Below are 16,136 nucleotides of genomic sequence, written 5' to 3' on the forward strand. Positions count from 1 at the left end.
CAACAAAATTTGTTCAATCAAATCGCTTTTACTAAAAGATTGTTGAAAGATTAAAAAATTATTGAATAATAGAGGGGCAAACAAGAAGTACGCAGCGCACAAGCGCTATTACAACCTCTGCTCTACAACAGGATAACTATTTCATGTCTAATTCGTTTGTACTGGTGATCAACTCTGGTAGCTCTTCATTAAAATTTGCTGTTATTGATTCTGAAACCGGTGAAGCTTTGGTATCAGGTATTGGTGAGTGTTTTGGCCTACCTGAAGCTGAAATCAGTTGGAAATATCAGGGAGAAAAAACCGTTGAAGCAATTCCTGCTGGCGGTAACCATCATCAGTACGCTGTTGAGCGAGTGGTAAAACTACTCGAGACTTTGGGTTTGAGCTCAAAATTTGTAGCTGTAGGTCACCGCATTGTTGCTGGTGGCGAAACCTTTAAAGGCACAGTAAAAGTCGATGAAAAAGTTATTCAAGAAGTTGAGCGTCTTGCTGAGCTAGCGCCACTTCATAACAAAGCGAATGCAGAAGGCATGCGAGCAGCAATGGCAGCATTCCCTTCACTGCCTCAATTCGCTGTGTTTGATACTGCTTTCCACCAAACAATGCCTGCAAAAGCGTTTATGTACGCGCTTCCTTACGAGCTTTACGAAGAGCATAAAGTGCGTCGTTACGGTGCTCACGGCACAAGCCACTACTACGTAAGCCGTGAAGCAGCGAAAATGCTAGATAAACCGGTTGAAGAAAGCAGCTTTATCACCGTGCACTTAGGTAACGGTGCATCAGTGAGTGCGGTTAAAAATGGCGAATGTGTTGATACAAGTATGGGTTTGACGCCGCTAGCTGGCCTAATGATGGGCACTCGTTGTGGTGACCTCGACCCAAGTGTTATCGAGTTCCTTTTCCGTAAAGGTTGGGAAAAAGACGAAGTGTTCGAGATGATGAACAAGAAGTCAGGCTTCTTAGGTGTATCCGGTGTAACAAGTGACGCACGTGGTGTACTAGAAGCCATGGAAGCGGGTAACTCACGTGCGAAGTTGGCATTTGAAATCTTCACTTACCGTGTTGCGAAATACATTACTTCTTACCTAGCTGCTCTGGATTCATTAGACGGCATCATCTTCACTGGTGGTATTGGTGAAAACTCACTACCAATTCGTCGTGAAATCTTGAAAAACCTAAAACTGCTAGGTTTTGTTGAAGATGAGAAAGGCAACGAAGATGCAAGATTTGGCAACGCAGGTGTTATTGCAACATCTGAGTTGCTCGGTGCGAAAGCACTAGTTATTCCTACCAATGAAGAGTGGGTAATCGCTCAACAGTCGGTGGAACTGCTGTAAAACGGCAAAAATTTTGGGAACTAAGTCAAAGCCCTTTCCTTTATGGAAAGGGCTTTTTTTGATCCAAATACATCCTTTCTCCATACAACTATCCGCATTAATACGGATCTATAATAGCTGCCAATTGCCTTAATATTGATAAATATATAAACAACTTGGGCGGTGAAGAAATTTCAGTATACTGCGCTTAAGTCATAACAAAGAAAAATAGCCTTATGTCATGTAGGTGTCTCAGCTCGGAGACAGGAATTGCGTTTGAAGAACGATCAAACGAAATCGTATCTTTGCAGGCTATTGGGCATATAAATAATAAACCGTTGACTAGTTCGAAGATTAGTCAAATGAGAGAAAGTCATGTTTTTTAATAAGTCGCTTCAGCAAGAAAACCAACGATTAAAGCAGGATCTGCAACGCTTGCAGCAAATCCAACACAGTTTAGATGAAGAAATGCTTCGCTTAACGCTGGATAAGAAAGGTTGCATTACCTCTGTAACTACAAAACTTCACCAACAACTCTTTTTCACTGATGCAGATGTTTTAGCGAAACCGATTACCGAGTTGGTGCCATCAAATTCGCGCAATACAGATCACTTTCATCGAATGAAGAGAGCCGTTCAGGAAAAAGTCTTTTGGAATGGCGCGATGCAAGTACTTAAAGGCAACGGCGAAGAAGCGTGGTTACGAACGGTTATCCAGCCTGTTTTAAACGAACATCAAGAAGTCGAAAGCTTTTTTGTGTTTGCTTCTGAGCTTACGCGAACGATCAAAGCATCGCGTGAGCAAGAGGACATGCTGAATGCGTTGAGCCGTTCTATGGCGGTTATTGAGTTCACGTTAGATGGTAATGTATTAAAGGCCAATGATAATTTCCTTAGTACGATGGGTTATACACTGGATCAAATTAAAGGTAAGCATCATCGTATGTTCTGCGATCAGGAAGAGGCTGGTTCTGAAGCTTATCGCGAGTTCTGGCAACGTTTGGCAAAAGGACAGTTTGCTTCAGACCGATTTAAGCGAGTTAACCGTTACGGTGAAGAGGTATGGTTAGAAGCCTCCTATAATCCTATCCATAACGATAGAGGAGAGCTCTACAAGGTCGTCAAGTTCGCGACCGACATCACCCAGCAGGTGATGCAAGAGCAGCAAATGGCTCAGGCTGCGCAATTGGCTAATGAAGTTTCTCAAGAGACCGGAACACAAACACTGCAAGGTCAGCAAGTGATAGGTTCGACGCTAGAAAAGGTGCAAACACTGTCTGACCAGATGCAGCAAGCGAATACGGCCATTGACGAGCTCAAAGCGCACTCATCACGCATTAGTGAACTGGTTAATAGCATCAGTGGTATTGCAGACCAAACTAACTTACTAGCGTTAAATGCGGCGATAGAAGCAGCTCGCGCGGGTGAGCATGGTAGAGGCTTTGCCGTGGTGGCTGACGAGGTGAGACAGCTTGCCACAAGAACCAATGCGACCACCGATGAAATTGTCACAATGGTAACTGAAAACTTAGAGCGAACCGATAATGCTGTCCAACTGATCGCCAAATGTCAAAAAGAAGCACTAGATACGCTAGAACTTTCAGAAAAAGCGGGGAATGTGATGAACGAAATACAAGATGGCGCTAGCCGTGTCGTAGAGGCTGTGGAGCAATTTAACCGCTCATTGTAGTTGGTTCTTCATGCTATCAATGGCTTTTTTCAGTTCCGATATAATCAACTTGTTTACTACTGCTGCTCATCGCCAATAAAGCGCTTTTTTTGGTGATGAGAAAGCCAATTATTTCCCTCCTTAATATTTCGTATTTCTATCTTAACGTGTCGCTATTTCACAACACTGTTAATAAAAAGTAGCGTAATTTAATCTCCTGTTAACTTGGTTGCGAATCACAGTTGGGGGAGACCTACTTGGACTTACTAAATTTCACCATAGATAACTTAGCGCTGCTAGGTACGCTTACCATGGAGCACATCTCTTTGGTCGCTCTGGCTGTTGGGCTTGCCATCCTAACTGGCGTACCTATCGGCATTCTTATCACACAAAATGAGCGCGTTGCGAAAGTGGTGCTTTACGTAGCGTCCATCATTATCACCATTCCTTCAATCGCACTGTTTGGTTTGATGATTCCTCTCTTATCGACCATTGGTCATGGGATTGGCTACGTGCCCGCCGTGATTACCGTACTGCTTTATTCTCAGCTGCCTATTATTCGCAACACTTATACCGCCATTCACAACGTAGAACCGTCACTCCGAGAGGCAGCTCGAGGCATCGGGATGACGCCTTTTCAGCGTTTGAAAATGGTGGAAATTCCGTTGGCGATTCCGGTGATTATGGCGGGTGTGAGAACGGCAGTAGTAATGAATATTGGCGTTATGGCGATCGCCGCGTATATCGGAGCAGGAGGGTTGGGCGTGTTTATCAGCCGTGGCATATCGCAAAGTGATCCTCGACAACTGATCGTTGGTGCCATCGCCGTCAGCCTTCTGGCTATCATCGCGGATTACGGATTGATTCGACTACAAAAAAGATTAACGCCACCGGGCCTAACCGCTGCTTGATAAAGGACAAATAATAGGGACATTCAAATGATCAAAATTGACAAGCTAACCAAAATTTTTGAAACGCCTAATGGCCCGGTGACTGCCGCAGATCACATTGAGATGGAAGTTCCCAGTGGTGAAATTTGTGTGTTACTTGGCCCATCCGGTTGTGGCAAAACTACCACGCTGAAAATGGTCAACCGAATTATTCCCGCGACATCGGGCAAGATCTATCTTGGCGGTGAAGATACTTCTGGGATGGATACGGTCACTCTGCGCCGCAACATTGGCTATGTTATTCAGCAAATTGGCTTATTTCCCAACATGACGATCGGCGAAAACATCGCGGTGGTTCCCAAGTTATTAGGATGGGATAAGGCAAGGTACATGACGCGTGCAAAAGAGCTATTGGAGATGGTGGCTCTTGATCCTAGTGTCTTCCTTAATCGTTATCCAAATGAGTTGTCTGGCGGACAGCAGCAACGAATTGGTGTTGCCCGAGCTCTAGCTGCGGATCCTCCCGTCATGCTGATGGATGAACCTTTTGGTGCGATTGACCCGATCAACCGTGAAGTAATCCAGGATGAGTTCCTTAAAATGCAGCAAGAGCTCAACAAGACCATCATGTTTGTCAGTCATGACATTGATGAAGCGGTCAAAATGGCCGATAGAATTGCGATTTTCCGTGATGGTCACCTGGTTCAGTACGATACGCCTGACGATTTGCTCGCACACCCGAAAGATGATTTCGTGAAAAACTTTGTCGGAGATGATCGCGCACTTAAACGTCTTCGCTTAGTGACGGCTGAATCCGTCATGCAGACCACTTTTGCGTACGTGAAACCTAACGTTACGCTTGCCGACGCCCTAACCAAAATTGACGCGTATGGGTATCGCGACGCCGTGATATTAGTGAATGACCAACACCAACCTATCGGTTATGTGCCAAAAGCTACCGCAATCAATATGAAGGGGTACTGCGGCGAACATTATGTCGGCCTGAAAACAATCGCCCGAACCACGGATGATCTGCGTAAAGTCGCATCGAAGATGTTCACGCACGACATTGTTTGGATGCCGTGTGTTGACGAGAATGGCCGCTTAGTGGGCGAAGTCACACAGCGCGGCATTACCCATTATCTCGGTGCAACTTATCAGCGCGATACCTCTCCTAGTCAGCCGCAGCCATTGCATCAGGCTAAGGAGGCATCGTGACCAATCAGCTCAAACAAACCTACTATTTCGTTTTATTGGCGTGTGTCTTTGCGTTGGGTATTTATTTACAAGGCGCGGGTACGATCGACGATTTCCTCTACTACCAAGAAGACATTGTTTATTTGACGGTTCAGCACATTGAACTGGTGCTGCTGTCTGGTGGGTTGGCGATCCTAATCGCGATTCCCGTCGGCGTATTGCTCAGCCGTCCCCGTTTTCAGAAAGTCGCAGAATCGGCGATGCAGGTTTTGAATGTGGGGACCACGATTCCTACTTTAGCCATTCTCGCGCTGGCAATGAGCTTTCTTGGCATTGGCACCGTGCCTGCGGTATTTGGACTGACGATTGCCTCGTTGTTGCCGATTGTCAGAAACACCTACATCGGGCTGAAAGAAGTGCCCGCTCATTTAAAAGAAGCGGCGTCAGGCATTGGTATGACCGAGTTACAAATGTTGTTTCAGGTTGAAATTCCTAATGCGCTGTTCGTCATTTTTGCCGGTATCCGCACGGCGTTAGCTGTCAACGTGGGCACCGTTCCACTGGCCTTCTTAATTGGTGGCGGTGGGTTAGGGGAGCTCATTTTTACCGGTATTGATCTGGATGAACCCATCATGATGCTCGCAGGCGCTATTCCTACAGCGATGCTGGCTATCGCTATCGACAGTGTGGTAGGAGCCGTTTCCTATGTCACTGTACCTAAAGGCTGTAACCCTATTAGAGCTAGACAATAACAATCCTAAAAATTAACACAGACAGGAGTCAAACATGTTGAAGCAAATTACTCGCCGCTTGCTGGCCGTTGGTGTACTGCTTTCAAGTTTTCACGCATCTGCGGAAATCGTCGTAGGTGGTAAAAACTTTACAGAACAACAGCTTTTAACGGAAATTACGTCTCAATATTTAACCAAAAAAGGCTACGACGTTGATAAGCGTTCGGGCATGGGCAGTGCGGTTTTGCGTAAAGCGCAAGAAAACGGCCAGATTGATCTTTATTGGGAATACACGGGCACATCACTGATCATTTACAACAAAGTCAAAGACAAGCTCCCAGCAGAGCAAGTGTATCAACGCGTTAAGGAACTGGATGCCAAGAAAGGCCTAGTTTGGCTTAATCCTTCAAAAGCGAACAACACCTACGCGCTCGCTATGCGCAGTGACGATGCGAAACAACGTGGCATTTCAACCTTATCCGACTTCGCCGAGCAAATGCGCCAAGACCCGCCAATGACCATTGCTTTGAATGCGGAATTCTATGCACGAAAAGATGGCTTCCGACCTTTACAGAAAACCTACAAATTCAAAGCTTCACGTGACCAAGTGAAACGCATGGATACTGGGTTAACTTATGATGCGCTAAAAGGGAAAGAAGTCGATGCTGCGCTTGTATTTGCAACAGATGGTCGTATCAAAGCATTCGGTTTTACCGTTTTAACGGATGACAAACAGTTCTTCCCTGATTACGCGATCACTCCTGTGGTTCGCCAAGAAACGCTAGATGCGAACCCAGACCTTGCCGACCAAATGAACGCACTTTCTGCGGCGATCGATGGCGATACGATGTCGACATTGAATCAACAAGTTGATGTGGAGCGACGTTCGATCTCAGAAGTCGCAAGCCAGTTCCTATCTGAGCATAACTTGGGGTAATACCATGACTATCCTGCAAGTCAGTGTGGCCCAAATCAACGCCCAGTTAGGCGATGTGAATGCTAATCTGAATACTCATCAGGATTACATAAAGCAAGCTGCGGCCTTAGGGTCGCAGCTATTGCTGTTTCCTGAACTCTCCTTGACCGGATACCAGCTCCAATCCTCAGTGCGTGAAGTTGCCATGAAGCGTGATGATGCTCGGCTTAAAGATCTTGCGCAACTTGCACCGCACATGTCCGTGATTGTCGGCTTTGTGGAACAGGCCGCTCCGGGAGAATACTACAACGCGATGGCTTGGTTGCTCGGTGGTACGGTGGTTGCTGTGCATCGCAAAATCAATTTACCAACCTATGGTGGGCTTGAAGAGGGCAAGTGGTTTCATTCGGGAGATGCCACCACCAGCGTTTCTCTTGATGATAATTGGCGAGGCTCGGTTTTAATTTGTGCCGATTTATGGAATCCACCTTTGGTTCATTGCGCATTACTCGATAAGCCTGAAATCTTGCTTGCGCCGATCAACTCGGCCAGCAGTATTGTCAGTAAAGATTTTTCCAATGAAGACAACTGGTTAGTTAACGTTAAATTCTATGCGGTGCTCTACGGAACCCCAGTTTTGATGGCCAATCGTTACGGGCCAGAGGGCGAAGCGTGGTTTTGGGGAGGAAGCTGTATTTTGTCTGCAACGGGTGAGCTCTTGGCGCAGGCAGAAGACAGTGAAACCTTGATAACTGCAACCTTGTCATTGGACGATATTGATAAAGCCAGATTCGAGCTGCCTACCATGCGAGACAGCAATACACCATTGATCACAACGCTATTGTCGAAGGCAAAACGCTAAAACTGGAGCAGTAGATGATGCAATCTATTCATCGATTTATTCACGAACTAACCTTTGAACAGCTTCCTGCTGACGTTATTGAACAAGCGAAGTATTGCGTCTTGGATTTGTTAGGTGTCGCCGCAGCTGGTAAAGCGACGCAGCTGCAAAACATGGTAGCCAAACTCGCGCAGAAGCAGTTTGCCGGTGATACGCCGATGCTGTTTTCTGATCACACGGCCAGTGGTTGTGGGGCAACTCTATATGGCGGAATGTTGATTGACAGTATGGACGCGCACGACGGCCAAGTCCTGACGAAAGGCCATGTTGGCGTCGCTGTTTTGCCGGGGCTGCTCGCCAGTATGCATGGGTCAGCAGTTACGGGAGAAGAGTTATTAACGTCCCTCGTCATTGGCTACGAAATAGCAACTCGCGCCGGAATCGCGCTGCATCAAACCGCTTGTGACTACCATACTTCTGGTGCTTGGAATACGTTGGGCGTCGCTGCGGTGTCTGCAAGAAGAAAAGGCTTAACGGATGCACAAACAGAGCATGCGCTCGGCATCGCCGAGTTCTATGGCCCGCGCAGCCAAATGATGCGTTGTATTGAACATCCAACCATGCTCAAAGACGGCTCTGGCTGGGGAGCGATGGCGGGCTTTGCCAGTGCAGAGCTGGCAGAAGAGGGATTTACTGGCGCGCCAGCCGTGACTCTGCTGGACCAACAAACTCACGCTTTGTGGGCAGATTTAGGACAGCGCTGGTATATCCTGGAGCAATACTTTAAACCTTATCCGGTTTGTCGTTGGGCTCAACCTGCGGTTGAAGCGGTGAGAGCACTGCAACAAGAAAATAAACTAAAACCTGATGAGATTGAACTTATCGAAGTTCACAGCTTTCACCAGGCGGTGTGCCTGCATACCAAGCGCCCTGAGACAACCGAGCAGGCTCAGTACAGTTTGCCATTTTCAGTCGCGAGTGTGGTCATGGATAATACGGTCACGGTAGAAGCCGTTACCAAAGGACTGAAAGATCCTGCTCGCTTGGCAATTACGGAGCGGATGAAGTTAATTGAAGAGCCTGCTTACAATGATAAGTTTCCAGCCGAACGCTGGGCGCATGTCGTGGTGACGTTGAAAAATGGCGACAAACTGACTTCGCCTCCCTGTATTGCGCGAGGTAATCCTGAAAATCCGCTCAGTCGAGACGAGATGCGAGGTAAGTTTTATACTTTGGCAGAGAAAGAATTGTCCGCTTCACGCGTGTCAGAGATAGAAGAGGGCTGTTTGCAACTTGATAAAGCCAGTAAAGAGCAGGTACTTGCTTGGCTATCACTGCTTTACCAAGGCACGTTGTCTGATAAGCCGTCTGACACGTCGCCTGACACATCACGATGAGATCGAAGAGATCGAACTTCTTTTCTCTTACTCAATCTTAAGCTAAACGTCGCTCTTCACGCGGCGTTTTTTCATAGCGTTTTTTGTAGCAGCGCGCAAAATACGATGTAGAACTGAACCCACAAGCGGTGCTGATTTGGGTGATGGACAGCATGGTTTGCAACAACAAATGTTGAGCACGTTCTAAGCGCAGTTGAAGGTAGTAATTGCCTGGTTTGTCTTGCAAGTATTGCAAAAATAACCTCTCCATCTGCCTGACCGATAACCCTACTTGTTCGCCAATTTCATAGCATTTTAGCGGTTCTTCCATGTTGGCTTCCATGATCTCTACAGCGTCGAGCAGGCGCGGGTGGCGGATGTTGTGCTTACGGATTAACGACATCCGCTGTTTATCATGCGCTGGTCGAATCGCAGGGTGAATGCATTGCTCAGCCACTTGATTCGCCAAGTCGCTCCCATGTTGGTTTGTAATTAAATGAAGCATCATATCCAAACCGGCTAAGCCGCCCGAACAAGTTGGTGTGCGTGGGTCGAATTCGTACAACTCACTGGTCACGTTAATGTTTGGAAACTCCTCTGCCAGGCTGTTGGCGGACTCCCAATGCACGGTACACGTTTTGTTTTTTAACAGGCCAGCTTTTGCTAACAACACGCTGCCTGTCGAAGTCGAGCCCACGGCGATGCCTTGACGAAGCGCCTGTTTTAACCACTGATTCACCGAGCCACTCGCAGCAGCAACATGGGCGCCAATACCTGCCACAACCAGCAGCAAGTCTAAATGAGCAATGTTGTTGATTGACTGTGTTGGCGAGAATGAAACGCCATTACTGGCCGACACTTCTTTATCTTCGAATCCATAAATATCCCACTGATACAAATCGCAACCAGCGAGGCGGTTGGCCATTCGAAGAGGTTCGATAACCGCCGAAAAAGAGAGCATCGAAAAATCAGGAATAAGGAAAAAACCAATGCGATACGTGTGTGTCGTTTTCATTCTCTGTGGTCACCAAGTGGGCAGTTCATCTATGTCGTATTTCTGGATAAGAATGTCGCAATTGTTAAATTATTGCTATCAAAATTCGAACATGATGTGACTTAAGACAAGGAGTTCTTTGTCGAGCATACACATTCATTTGGACGAGATAATTATGATTGAACAAAAAGCCCCAGTAATTAGTGATGGTCTACGCCTTGATGGCGCTTTCTTTACTGACGAGAACGTTAACAACCCAGACTTACCGATCGTTATTGTCTGCTCAGGCTTTACTGGGCAAAAAAATATTCACCCAGAGCGTTACGCGAGAGCCTTAACTGCGAAGGGCTTTACAGTATTCGGATTTGACTACCGTGGCTTTGGCGAATCTGAGGGTATTCGTGAGCGAGTTATTTTGGATGAACAAGTACGCGACATCGCCAACGCGGTTGCGGTTGTGAAAAAGCGCGCTGACGAGGAAGGCCGCAAAGTCGTACTGGCTGGCTGGGGCATGGCGGGGGGATTAATTCTTGATGCTTACCGCGTTTGCCAAGATGCGATTGATGGCCTTATCTCCATGAACGGCTTTTATGATGCGGTACGTGTTCAGGTTGCTCAACGTGGTGAGCACGGTTGGAAAGCGTTCCGTCAATTTATGTTAGAAGAGCGTACACGTCTTGCTCTTGGTGGAGAAAAGCAGGGGATTGATCCATTTGAAATCTACCCGCTTGATCCAGTAAGCCGCGAATATGTATTCACTGAACTGGTCAAAGCGCCGGGCTACGGCGTGACATCTGATCTGGATTTTGCGGATTCTCTCATCAATTTCAAACCGGAAGCTCTACTGGACGAGCGATTTGCAGACGCGCCAATCTTGATTGCGCACGGTGCAGAAAACGACCTTCACCCAGTGACCGAAGCAAAGTCGCTGTACGCGAAATACCCTGGGCCGAAATCTCTATTCTTACTGCCTGAAGGTGGTCACACCGAGTGGATGTTGGACGACGATCCTAAGTTTATTCAGTTCTCTGGCGTGATCGCGAACTGGTTGAGTGAGAACTTCAGTTAAGTTTTCAAGAGGTGCTTTCGTTGATGGCACCTCTACCTTTCTGACAGGATGATTTTCGATGAGCATAATTCCATTTTGTGAAGCGGCGGACCCATTTGTAAATAAACCAACAATCGCGATTCCTGAAGGCGCGGTTGATTGTCACGCCCACGTTTTTTCTTCACGTTATCCGTACTGTGAAACGCGAACCTACACGCCACCTGATGCCAGCGTCGGCGCGTACCTGCATTTGCACCAGCAATTAGGCATCCGTCATGGCGTGCTGGTTCAGCCGAGTGTGTATGGCAATGACAACCAGTTGCATCTTGATACATTGCGGTATTTGCGCCAGCAAGGTTACGACTACAAAGGCGTCGCGGTCGTGGATGCGGATGTTTCCGAGCAAACGCTGGATGAGCTACAAGAAGCGGGATTTTGTGGGGTGCGGATGAATTTGCTGTTTAAAGGTGGTATTGAGTGGCGTGATGTTGAACGTTTAGCGGCTCGCCTTGCAGAGCGACACTGGCACCTTCAATGCTTAATTGATGTTTCGCAGTTTGATGACTTATATCAGCGATTAAGGGCTTTACCCGTGCCAGTAGTGATTGATCATCTTGGACATATGCCAACAAACAAGCTGATTTCTCATCCTGGTTTTCAAACCTTATTGAAGCTTAAGGCCGAAGGGAAAGTGTGGACAAAATTGTCGGCACCGTATCGTTTGTCGCCTCAATCACCGCCTTATGATGACGTTTCTTCGTTTGCTCAAGCTTTGTTAGAAGCGAATGAAGAGCAATGCGTCTGGGGCTCGGATTGGCCTCACCCATGTTTTGCTGCTGAGATGCCAAATGATGGCCAGCTGTTAGATACCTTGTGGCACTGGACGCAAGATACGACACTGTTTGGCAAGATTCTGGTCGATAACCCCAAGCGCCTCTACCACTTTTAACTCCGCATTCATGTTACGAACCTAAAAAGACAACCGTAAGGCACCGATTCAAATTATGCTTCCTGCACTTCCGCTACAGGTTTCCTCTGATCCTGTGGTTATCAAGTTCTTTAACACCCTTAAACAGCTTGGTTTCAAGGGGGATACTGATGCTCGCTATACCACTCGATTGAGTATGGCGACTGACAACAGCGTCTACCAGCAACTTCCGTTGTCGGTCGTCTTTCCTGCCAACCATCATGATGTGGTAATACTTGGCAAGGTCAGTGCACGTGATGAATTTAAGCACCTGACCTTTTCGCCCAGAGGAGGCGGAACGGGCACCAACGGACAATCATTGAACTCGGGGATTGTGGTTGACCTTTCTCGCTACATGAATCGAGTGTTAGAGATTAACGAGCAGGAAGGCTGGGTGAGAGTGGAAACAGGGATAGTCAAAGATCAACTCAACGACATCGTTCGCCCTTATGGTTATTTCTTCTCGCCAGATCTGTCGACCAGCAACCGCGCAACATTAGGTGGGATGATTAATACCGATGCATCAGGCCAAGGCTCTTTGCAATATGGTAAAACCTCGGATCATGTGTTGGCGCTCAAAGCCATATTGGCGGATGGTTCGGTAATCGATACCGAAGCAATTCAACAAAACAAATGGTTAAACAGTGATGCAGTATCGCGAGCGTTAAAAATTACGGAGGAAGTTTGTCGAGACAAGCGTCAACAGATTCTGGATAAGTTTCCTCCTCTGAATCGATTTCTTACTGGTTATGACCTAAAAAATGCCATAAACGACAAGAGTGAAGAGTTTGACGTCACGAGAATATTATGTGGCTCTGAAGGTACGTTAGCTTTTATCACTGAAGCCAAGCTTAATCTTACGCGAATACCTACCACGCGACGGTTAGTGAACGTTAAATACGATAGTTTTGATTCTGCATTGCGAAATGCTCCCTTGATGGTCGAAGCAGAGGCGCTATCGGTAGAGACGGTTGATGCAAAGGTGCTTAATCTTGCAAGAGAAGACATAGTCTGGCACTCGGTAAAACACGCGATCTCAGATGTGCAGGGCAAAGAGATGCAAGGGATTAACTTTGTCGAGTTCGCAGGCAGTCACAGCGATGATATTGAAGATAAAGTTGAACGCTTACTTTCAATTCTCGATAAAGAAATGGCTCACCGACGCAGTGGTATCATCGGTTATCAAGTCTGTCGTGAACCCCAAGACATCCTGGCCATTTATGGCATGCGCAAGAAAGCGGTTGGGCTGCTTGGCGCGACCAAAGGTCAGGCAAAGCCGATTGCATTCGCGGAAGATACCTGTGTGCCGCCTGAAAATTTGGCGGACTTTATCGCGGAATTTCGTACGTTGCTAGACCGCAATAACCTGCATTATGGCATGTTTGGTCATGTGGATGCTGGCGTCCTTCACGTGCGTCCGGCGCTCGATATGTGTGACCCTGAGCAGGAAGCGTTGATGCATCAACTATCCGATGATGTGGTCGCGCTGGTGGCAAAATACAATGGCTTAATGTGGGGAGAGCACGGTAAAGGATATCGCTCAGAATATGGACCTGCCTTCTTTGGTGATGAGCTCTTTACTGAATTAAGGCGCATTAAAGCGGCGTTTGACCCAGACAATAAAATGAATCCGGGGAAGATTTGCACACCACTGAATAGCGACGCTGAAATGGTAAAAGTCACAGCGACCAAGCGTGGCTACTATGATCGTCAGATCCCCGTAGCAGTCCGAGAGTCGCTTAAGCCCGTGCTGTCTTGCAATGGCAATGGGCTGTGTTTTAATTACGATTCTGATAGCCCAATGTGTCCATCATTTAAAGTGACAGCCGATCGTCGCCACTCTCCGAAAGGGAGGGCTGGGATAATGCGTGAATGGCTGCGTCGCCTTAATGACAGTGGCTTCGATTTGCTCGCTAACGAACAACAGCTTCTCAATCAAACATTATCGGTTAAGCTTTTGACTCAGAAGCTGAGTAAGTTGATATCTCGCCCCGCATCTGATGATTTATCGCATGAAGTTTATGAGGTGATGAACGGTTGTCTAGCGTGCAAAGCGTGTGCGAGTCAGTGTCCTGTTAAAGTTGATGTGCCTGATTTTAGAGCACGTTTTTTACACGTTTATCACTCGCGTTATCGCAGACCTCTGCGCGACTATCTGGTGTCGAATATTGAGCAACTGCTGCCGGTTATGGCAAAAGCCCCCAAGCTGGTTAATCGAATTGCATCTAGTAGGCCTGTTACGCAAGTATTAGAGACATCCATCGGTTTTGTTGATTCGCCAGTGCTATCGATCCCTACGTTGCAAAGTCGATGTCAGGCACTTGGCGTGAGCCCGTTCGACTTTGCGTATCTAGAATCGCTTTCCCCAGAAGTGAAGCAAAATTACGTCTTGATTGTTCAAGATCCATTTACCAGCTTTTATGAAGCCGAGTTGGTTGCGGACTTTATTCAGTTATTGCAGCGGTTAGGGAAACACCCTGTTGTTCTGCCTTTCAAACCCAATGGGAAAGCTCAACATGTAAAAGGTTTCCTTAAGGCATTCGCCAGAAATGCACAAAACACCTCGGATTTTCTCAACCAAGTTGCTGAGCTTGAAATTCCTATGATCGGTATCGATGCAGCCTTAGTACTTTGTTATCGCGATGAATACCGTCAGGCTCTAAAAGAAAAGCGGGGCGAGTTTACAGTTAATACGGCTCATGATTGGCTCGTGGATACACTCAATGAATGGCCGCCAGTAAGTGTATCAGACGAAGAACCTTGGTATTTGATGGCGCATTGCACAGAAAAGACCAAAATCCCGGAGACTGAGAAATCTTGGCAGTCTATTTTTCATCACTTTGGCTTAAAGCTGCATGTGATACCTACGGGATGTTGTGGCATGGCAGGGACATTCGGCCATGAAGTGGATAAGAAAAGTACGTCTGAAGCTATTTATCAGCTGAGTTGGAAACCGAATATAAAGAACCTGCCCACTGAGCGTGTGTTAGCCACGGGGTATTCCTGTCGCAGTCAGGTTAAGCGTTTTGAAGGGGAGGTCGTTCGACATCCGGTCCAAGTTTTAGCCAGTTTGTTTAGTGCATAAGATGCTTAGGCAATTTAGTATACGAAAACGCTTGCCTTAAGACTTTACCTGCCTTTAATGTATCCGACCGCAGAACTTCAATCTGCTTAACAACAACACAGGAGAGAATCGGGCTTTCACTTCCGCTCGACAGAAACTCCTTTCAAATTGATACAATAGCGCAGCAAACTTCCCTTGCTGCGATACTGTGTTCCATATTTTGTGAGTACTTATGTTTAACTCAGAACGCAAAGCGACGGTTATTCTGGTTGCGACAACGATGATCGCGGCACTTGGTTGGATCTTTTCTAAGGAAACAATACAGGGTTTACCACCTTTCGGCTTTATCGGGGCGCGATTTACTATTGCATCGCTCTGTCTGCTGCCGTTGTGTTATAGACCTTTGCTGAAAGCGAATTTGAAAGATGTGCTTTCTGCTGGTGGTGTCGGGCTCCTGTTAGGCAGTGCCGTTATGACATGGATTTACGCCATCTCCATCAGCGACACGCTCGGAGAAGGCGCATTTATCATGAGTCTCTCCATGCTATTTGTGCCTATTGTTGCGTGGGTTATGTTTCGTCAACGACCACAACGAATTTTCTGGCTTTCTTTGCCTATCGCGGTATTAGGTCTCGCCTGTCTCTCTTTAGTTGGCGGCTGGAAGCAATCGGCCAGTCAATTTTGGTTTCTTGGGGCGGCACTGGTTCTGGCGCTTCACTTTAATGTGAACAGTAAATATTCTCAAAAATTGCCTGTGTTGCTGCTTACTTGCGTGCAGCTTTTTTCTGCTGGTTGTTTAGGTTTGTTGGTTTCTTTCTTTATGGAGTCTTTTCCGGCAGAGGTTGACTCCTCCATTTGGTGGTGGTTCGCGTTGAGCACTTTGCTAGCGACGAGCTTGCGTTACGTAATGCAAACCATGGGGCAAAAATTTGTTCAGGCAGGTAATGCTGCCTTGATCATGATATTAGAGCCAGTTTGGACCGTCATTCTAAGCGTGCTGTGGTATGGCGAAGTGCTAACGGCAAATAAGCTAGTTGGCTGTGTGCTTATCTTATTTTCTCTTATTATTTACCGTACTGGCGGGCGATTTCGTTTGTCTATCCCTAGGTAGCTTCAAGAGGTTTGGGT

13 protein-coding genes are annotated in these 16,136 nt (G+C 47.0%); 12 read left to right on the forward strand and 1 reads right to left on the reverse strand.

Annotated elements, in window-relative coordinates:
* The first annotated feature begins 143 nt into the window (after positions 1-143).
* The 8 genes from NL643_RS20040 to NL643_RS20075 all read left to right on the forward strand — a co-directional run bounded on the left by NL643_RS20040 (position 144) and on the right by NL643_RS20075 (position 8,956).
* A complete protein-coding gene (locus NL643_RS20040; RefSeq protein ID WP_006742422.1) occupies positions 144-1,337 on the forward strand; it encodes an acetate/propionate family kinase in 1,194 nt (397 codons plus the stop codon).
* 354 nt (positions 1,338-1,691) lie between these two features.
* A complete protein-coding gene (locus NL643_RS20045) occupies positions 1,692-3,005 on the forward strand; it encodes a methyl-accepting chemotaxis protein (protein ID WP_253645039.1) in 1,314 nt (437 codons plus the stop codon).
* Between the two features lie 236 nt (positions 3,006-3,241).
* A complete protein-coding gene (locus NL643_RS20050) occupies positions 3,242-3,895 on the forward strand; it encodes an ABC transporter permease (RefSeq protein ID WP_041853126.1) in 654 nt (217 codons plus the stop codon).
* 27 nt (positions 3,896-3,922) lie between these two features.
* Positions 3,923-5,092: an ABC transporter ATP-binding protein gene (locus NL643_RS20055; RefSeq protein WP_253645040.1), complete on the forward strand. Its 1,170-nt coding sequence runs from the start codon at positions 3,923-3,925 to the stop codon at positions 5,090-5,092.
* The gene (locus tag NL643_RS20060; protein WP_006742426.1) at positions 5,089-5,823 is read left to right on the forward strand and encodes an ABC transporter permease; all 735 of its coding nucleotides are present in this window, start codon (positions 5,089-5,091) and stop codon (positions 5,821-5,823) included. Before NL643_RS20055 ends, NL643_RS20060 begins: the two co-directional genes overlap by 4 nt.
* 34 nt (positions 5,824-5,857) lie before the next feature.
* The gene (locus tag NL643_RS20065) at positions 5,858-6,739 is read left to right on the forward strand and encodes a glycine betaine ABC transporter substrate-binding protein (RefSeq protein WP_253645041.1); all 882 of its coding nucleotides are present in this window, start codon (positions 5,858-5,860) and stop codon (positions 6,737-6,739) included.
* A gap of 4 nt (positions 6,740-6,743) precedes the next feature.
* Positions 6,744-7,580: a nitrilase-related carbon-nitrogen hydrolase gene (locus NL643_RS20070; RefSeq protein WP_253645042.1), complete on the forward strand. Its 837-nt coding sequence runs from the start codon at positions 6,744-6,746 to the stop codon at positions 7,578-7,580.
* 14 nt (positions 7,581-7,594) lie between these two features.
* On the forward strand, positions 7,595-8,956 hold the full coding sequence (locus tag NL643_RS20075) for an MmgE/PrpD family protein (protein ID WP_253645043.1): 1,362 nt from the start codon (positions 7,595-7,597) through the stop codon (positions 8,954-8,956).
* A gap of 37 nt (positions 8,957-8,993) precedes the next feature.
* Here NL643_RS20075 and NL643_RS20080 read toward each other — a convergent pair whose 3' ends face one another.
* Positions 8,994-9,950: a GlxA family transcriptional regulator gene (locus NL643_RS20080; RefSeq protein WP_047009304.1), complete on the reverse strand. Its 957-nt coding sequence runs from the start codon at positions 9,948-9,950 to the stop codon at positions 8,994-8,996.
* 154 nt (positions 9,951-10,104) lie between these two features.
* On the opposite strand from NL643_RS20080, the gene NL643_RS20085 reads away from it, so the two are divergent.
* From NL643_RS20085 to NL643_RS20100, 4 genes are all read left to right on the forward strand, one after another.
* On the forward strand, positions 10,105-10,998 hold the full coding sequence (locus NL643_RS20085; RefSeq protein WP_005391008.1) for an alpha/beta hydrolase: 894 nt from the start codon (positions 10,105-10,107) through the stop codon (positions 10,996-10,998).
* Positions 10,999-11,056: 58 nt separating this feature from the next.
* On the forward strand, positions 11,057-11,926 hold the full coding sequence (locus tag NL643_RS20090; protein ID WP_253645044.1) for an amidohydrolase: 870 nt from the start codon (positions 11,057-11,059) through the stop codon (positions 11,924-11,926).
* 55 nt (positions 11,927-11,981) lie between these two features.
* On the forward strand, positions 11,982-15,029 hold the full coding sequence (locus tag NL643_RS20095) for an FAD-binding and (Fe-S)-binding domain-containing protein (RefSeq protein WP_253645045.1): 3,048 nt from the start codon (positions 11,982-11,984) through the stop codon (positions 15,027-15,029).
* A gap of 211 nt (positions 15,030-15,240) precedes the next feature.
* Positions 15,241-16,119 (forward strand): DMT family transporter, encoded by an 879-nt coding sequence (locus NL643_RS20100; RefSeq protein ID WP_046873653.1) that lies wholly within the window; start codon positions 15,241-15,243, stop codon positions 16,117-16,119.
* Positions 16,120-16,136 lie beyond the last annotated feature (17 nt).

Origin of the sequence: Vibrio sp. Y42_MX_L11 (genome assembly GCF_024181785.1) — a bacterium.
GTDB classification, from domain to species: domain Bacteria; phylum Pseudomonadota; class Gammaproteobacteria; order Enterobacterales; family Vibrionaceae; genus Vibrio; species Vibrio diabolicus.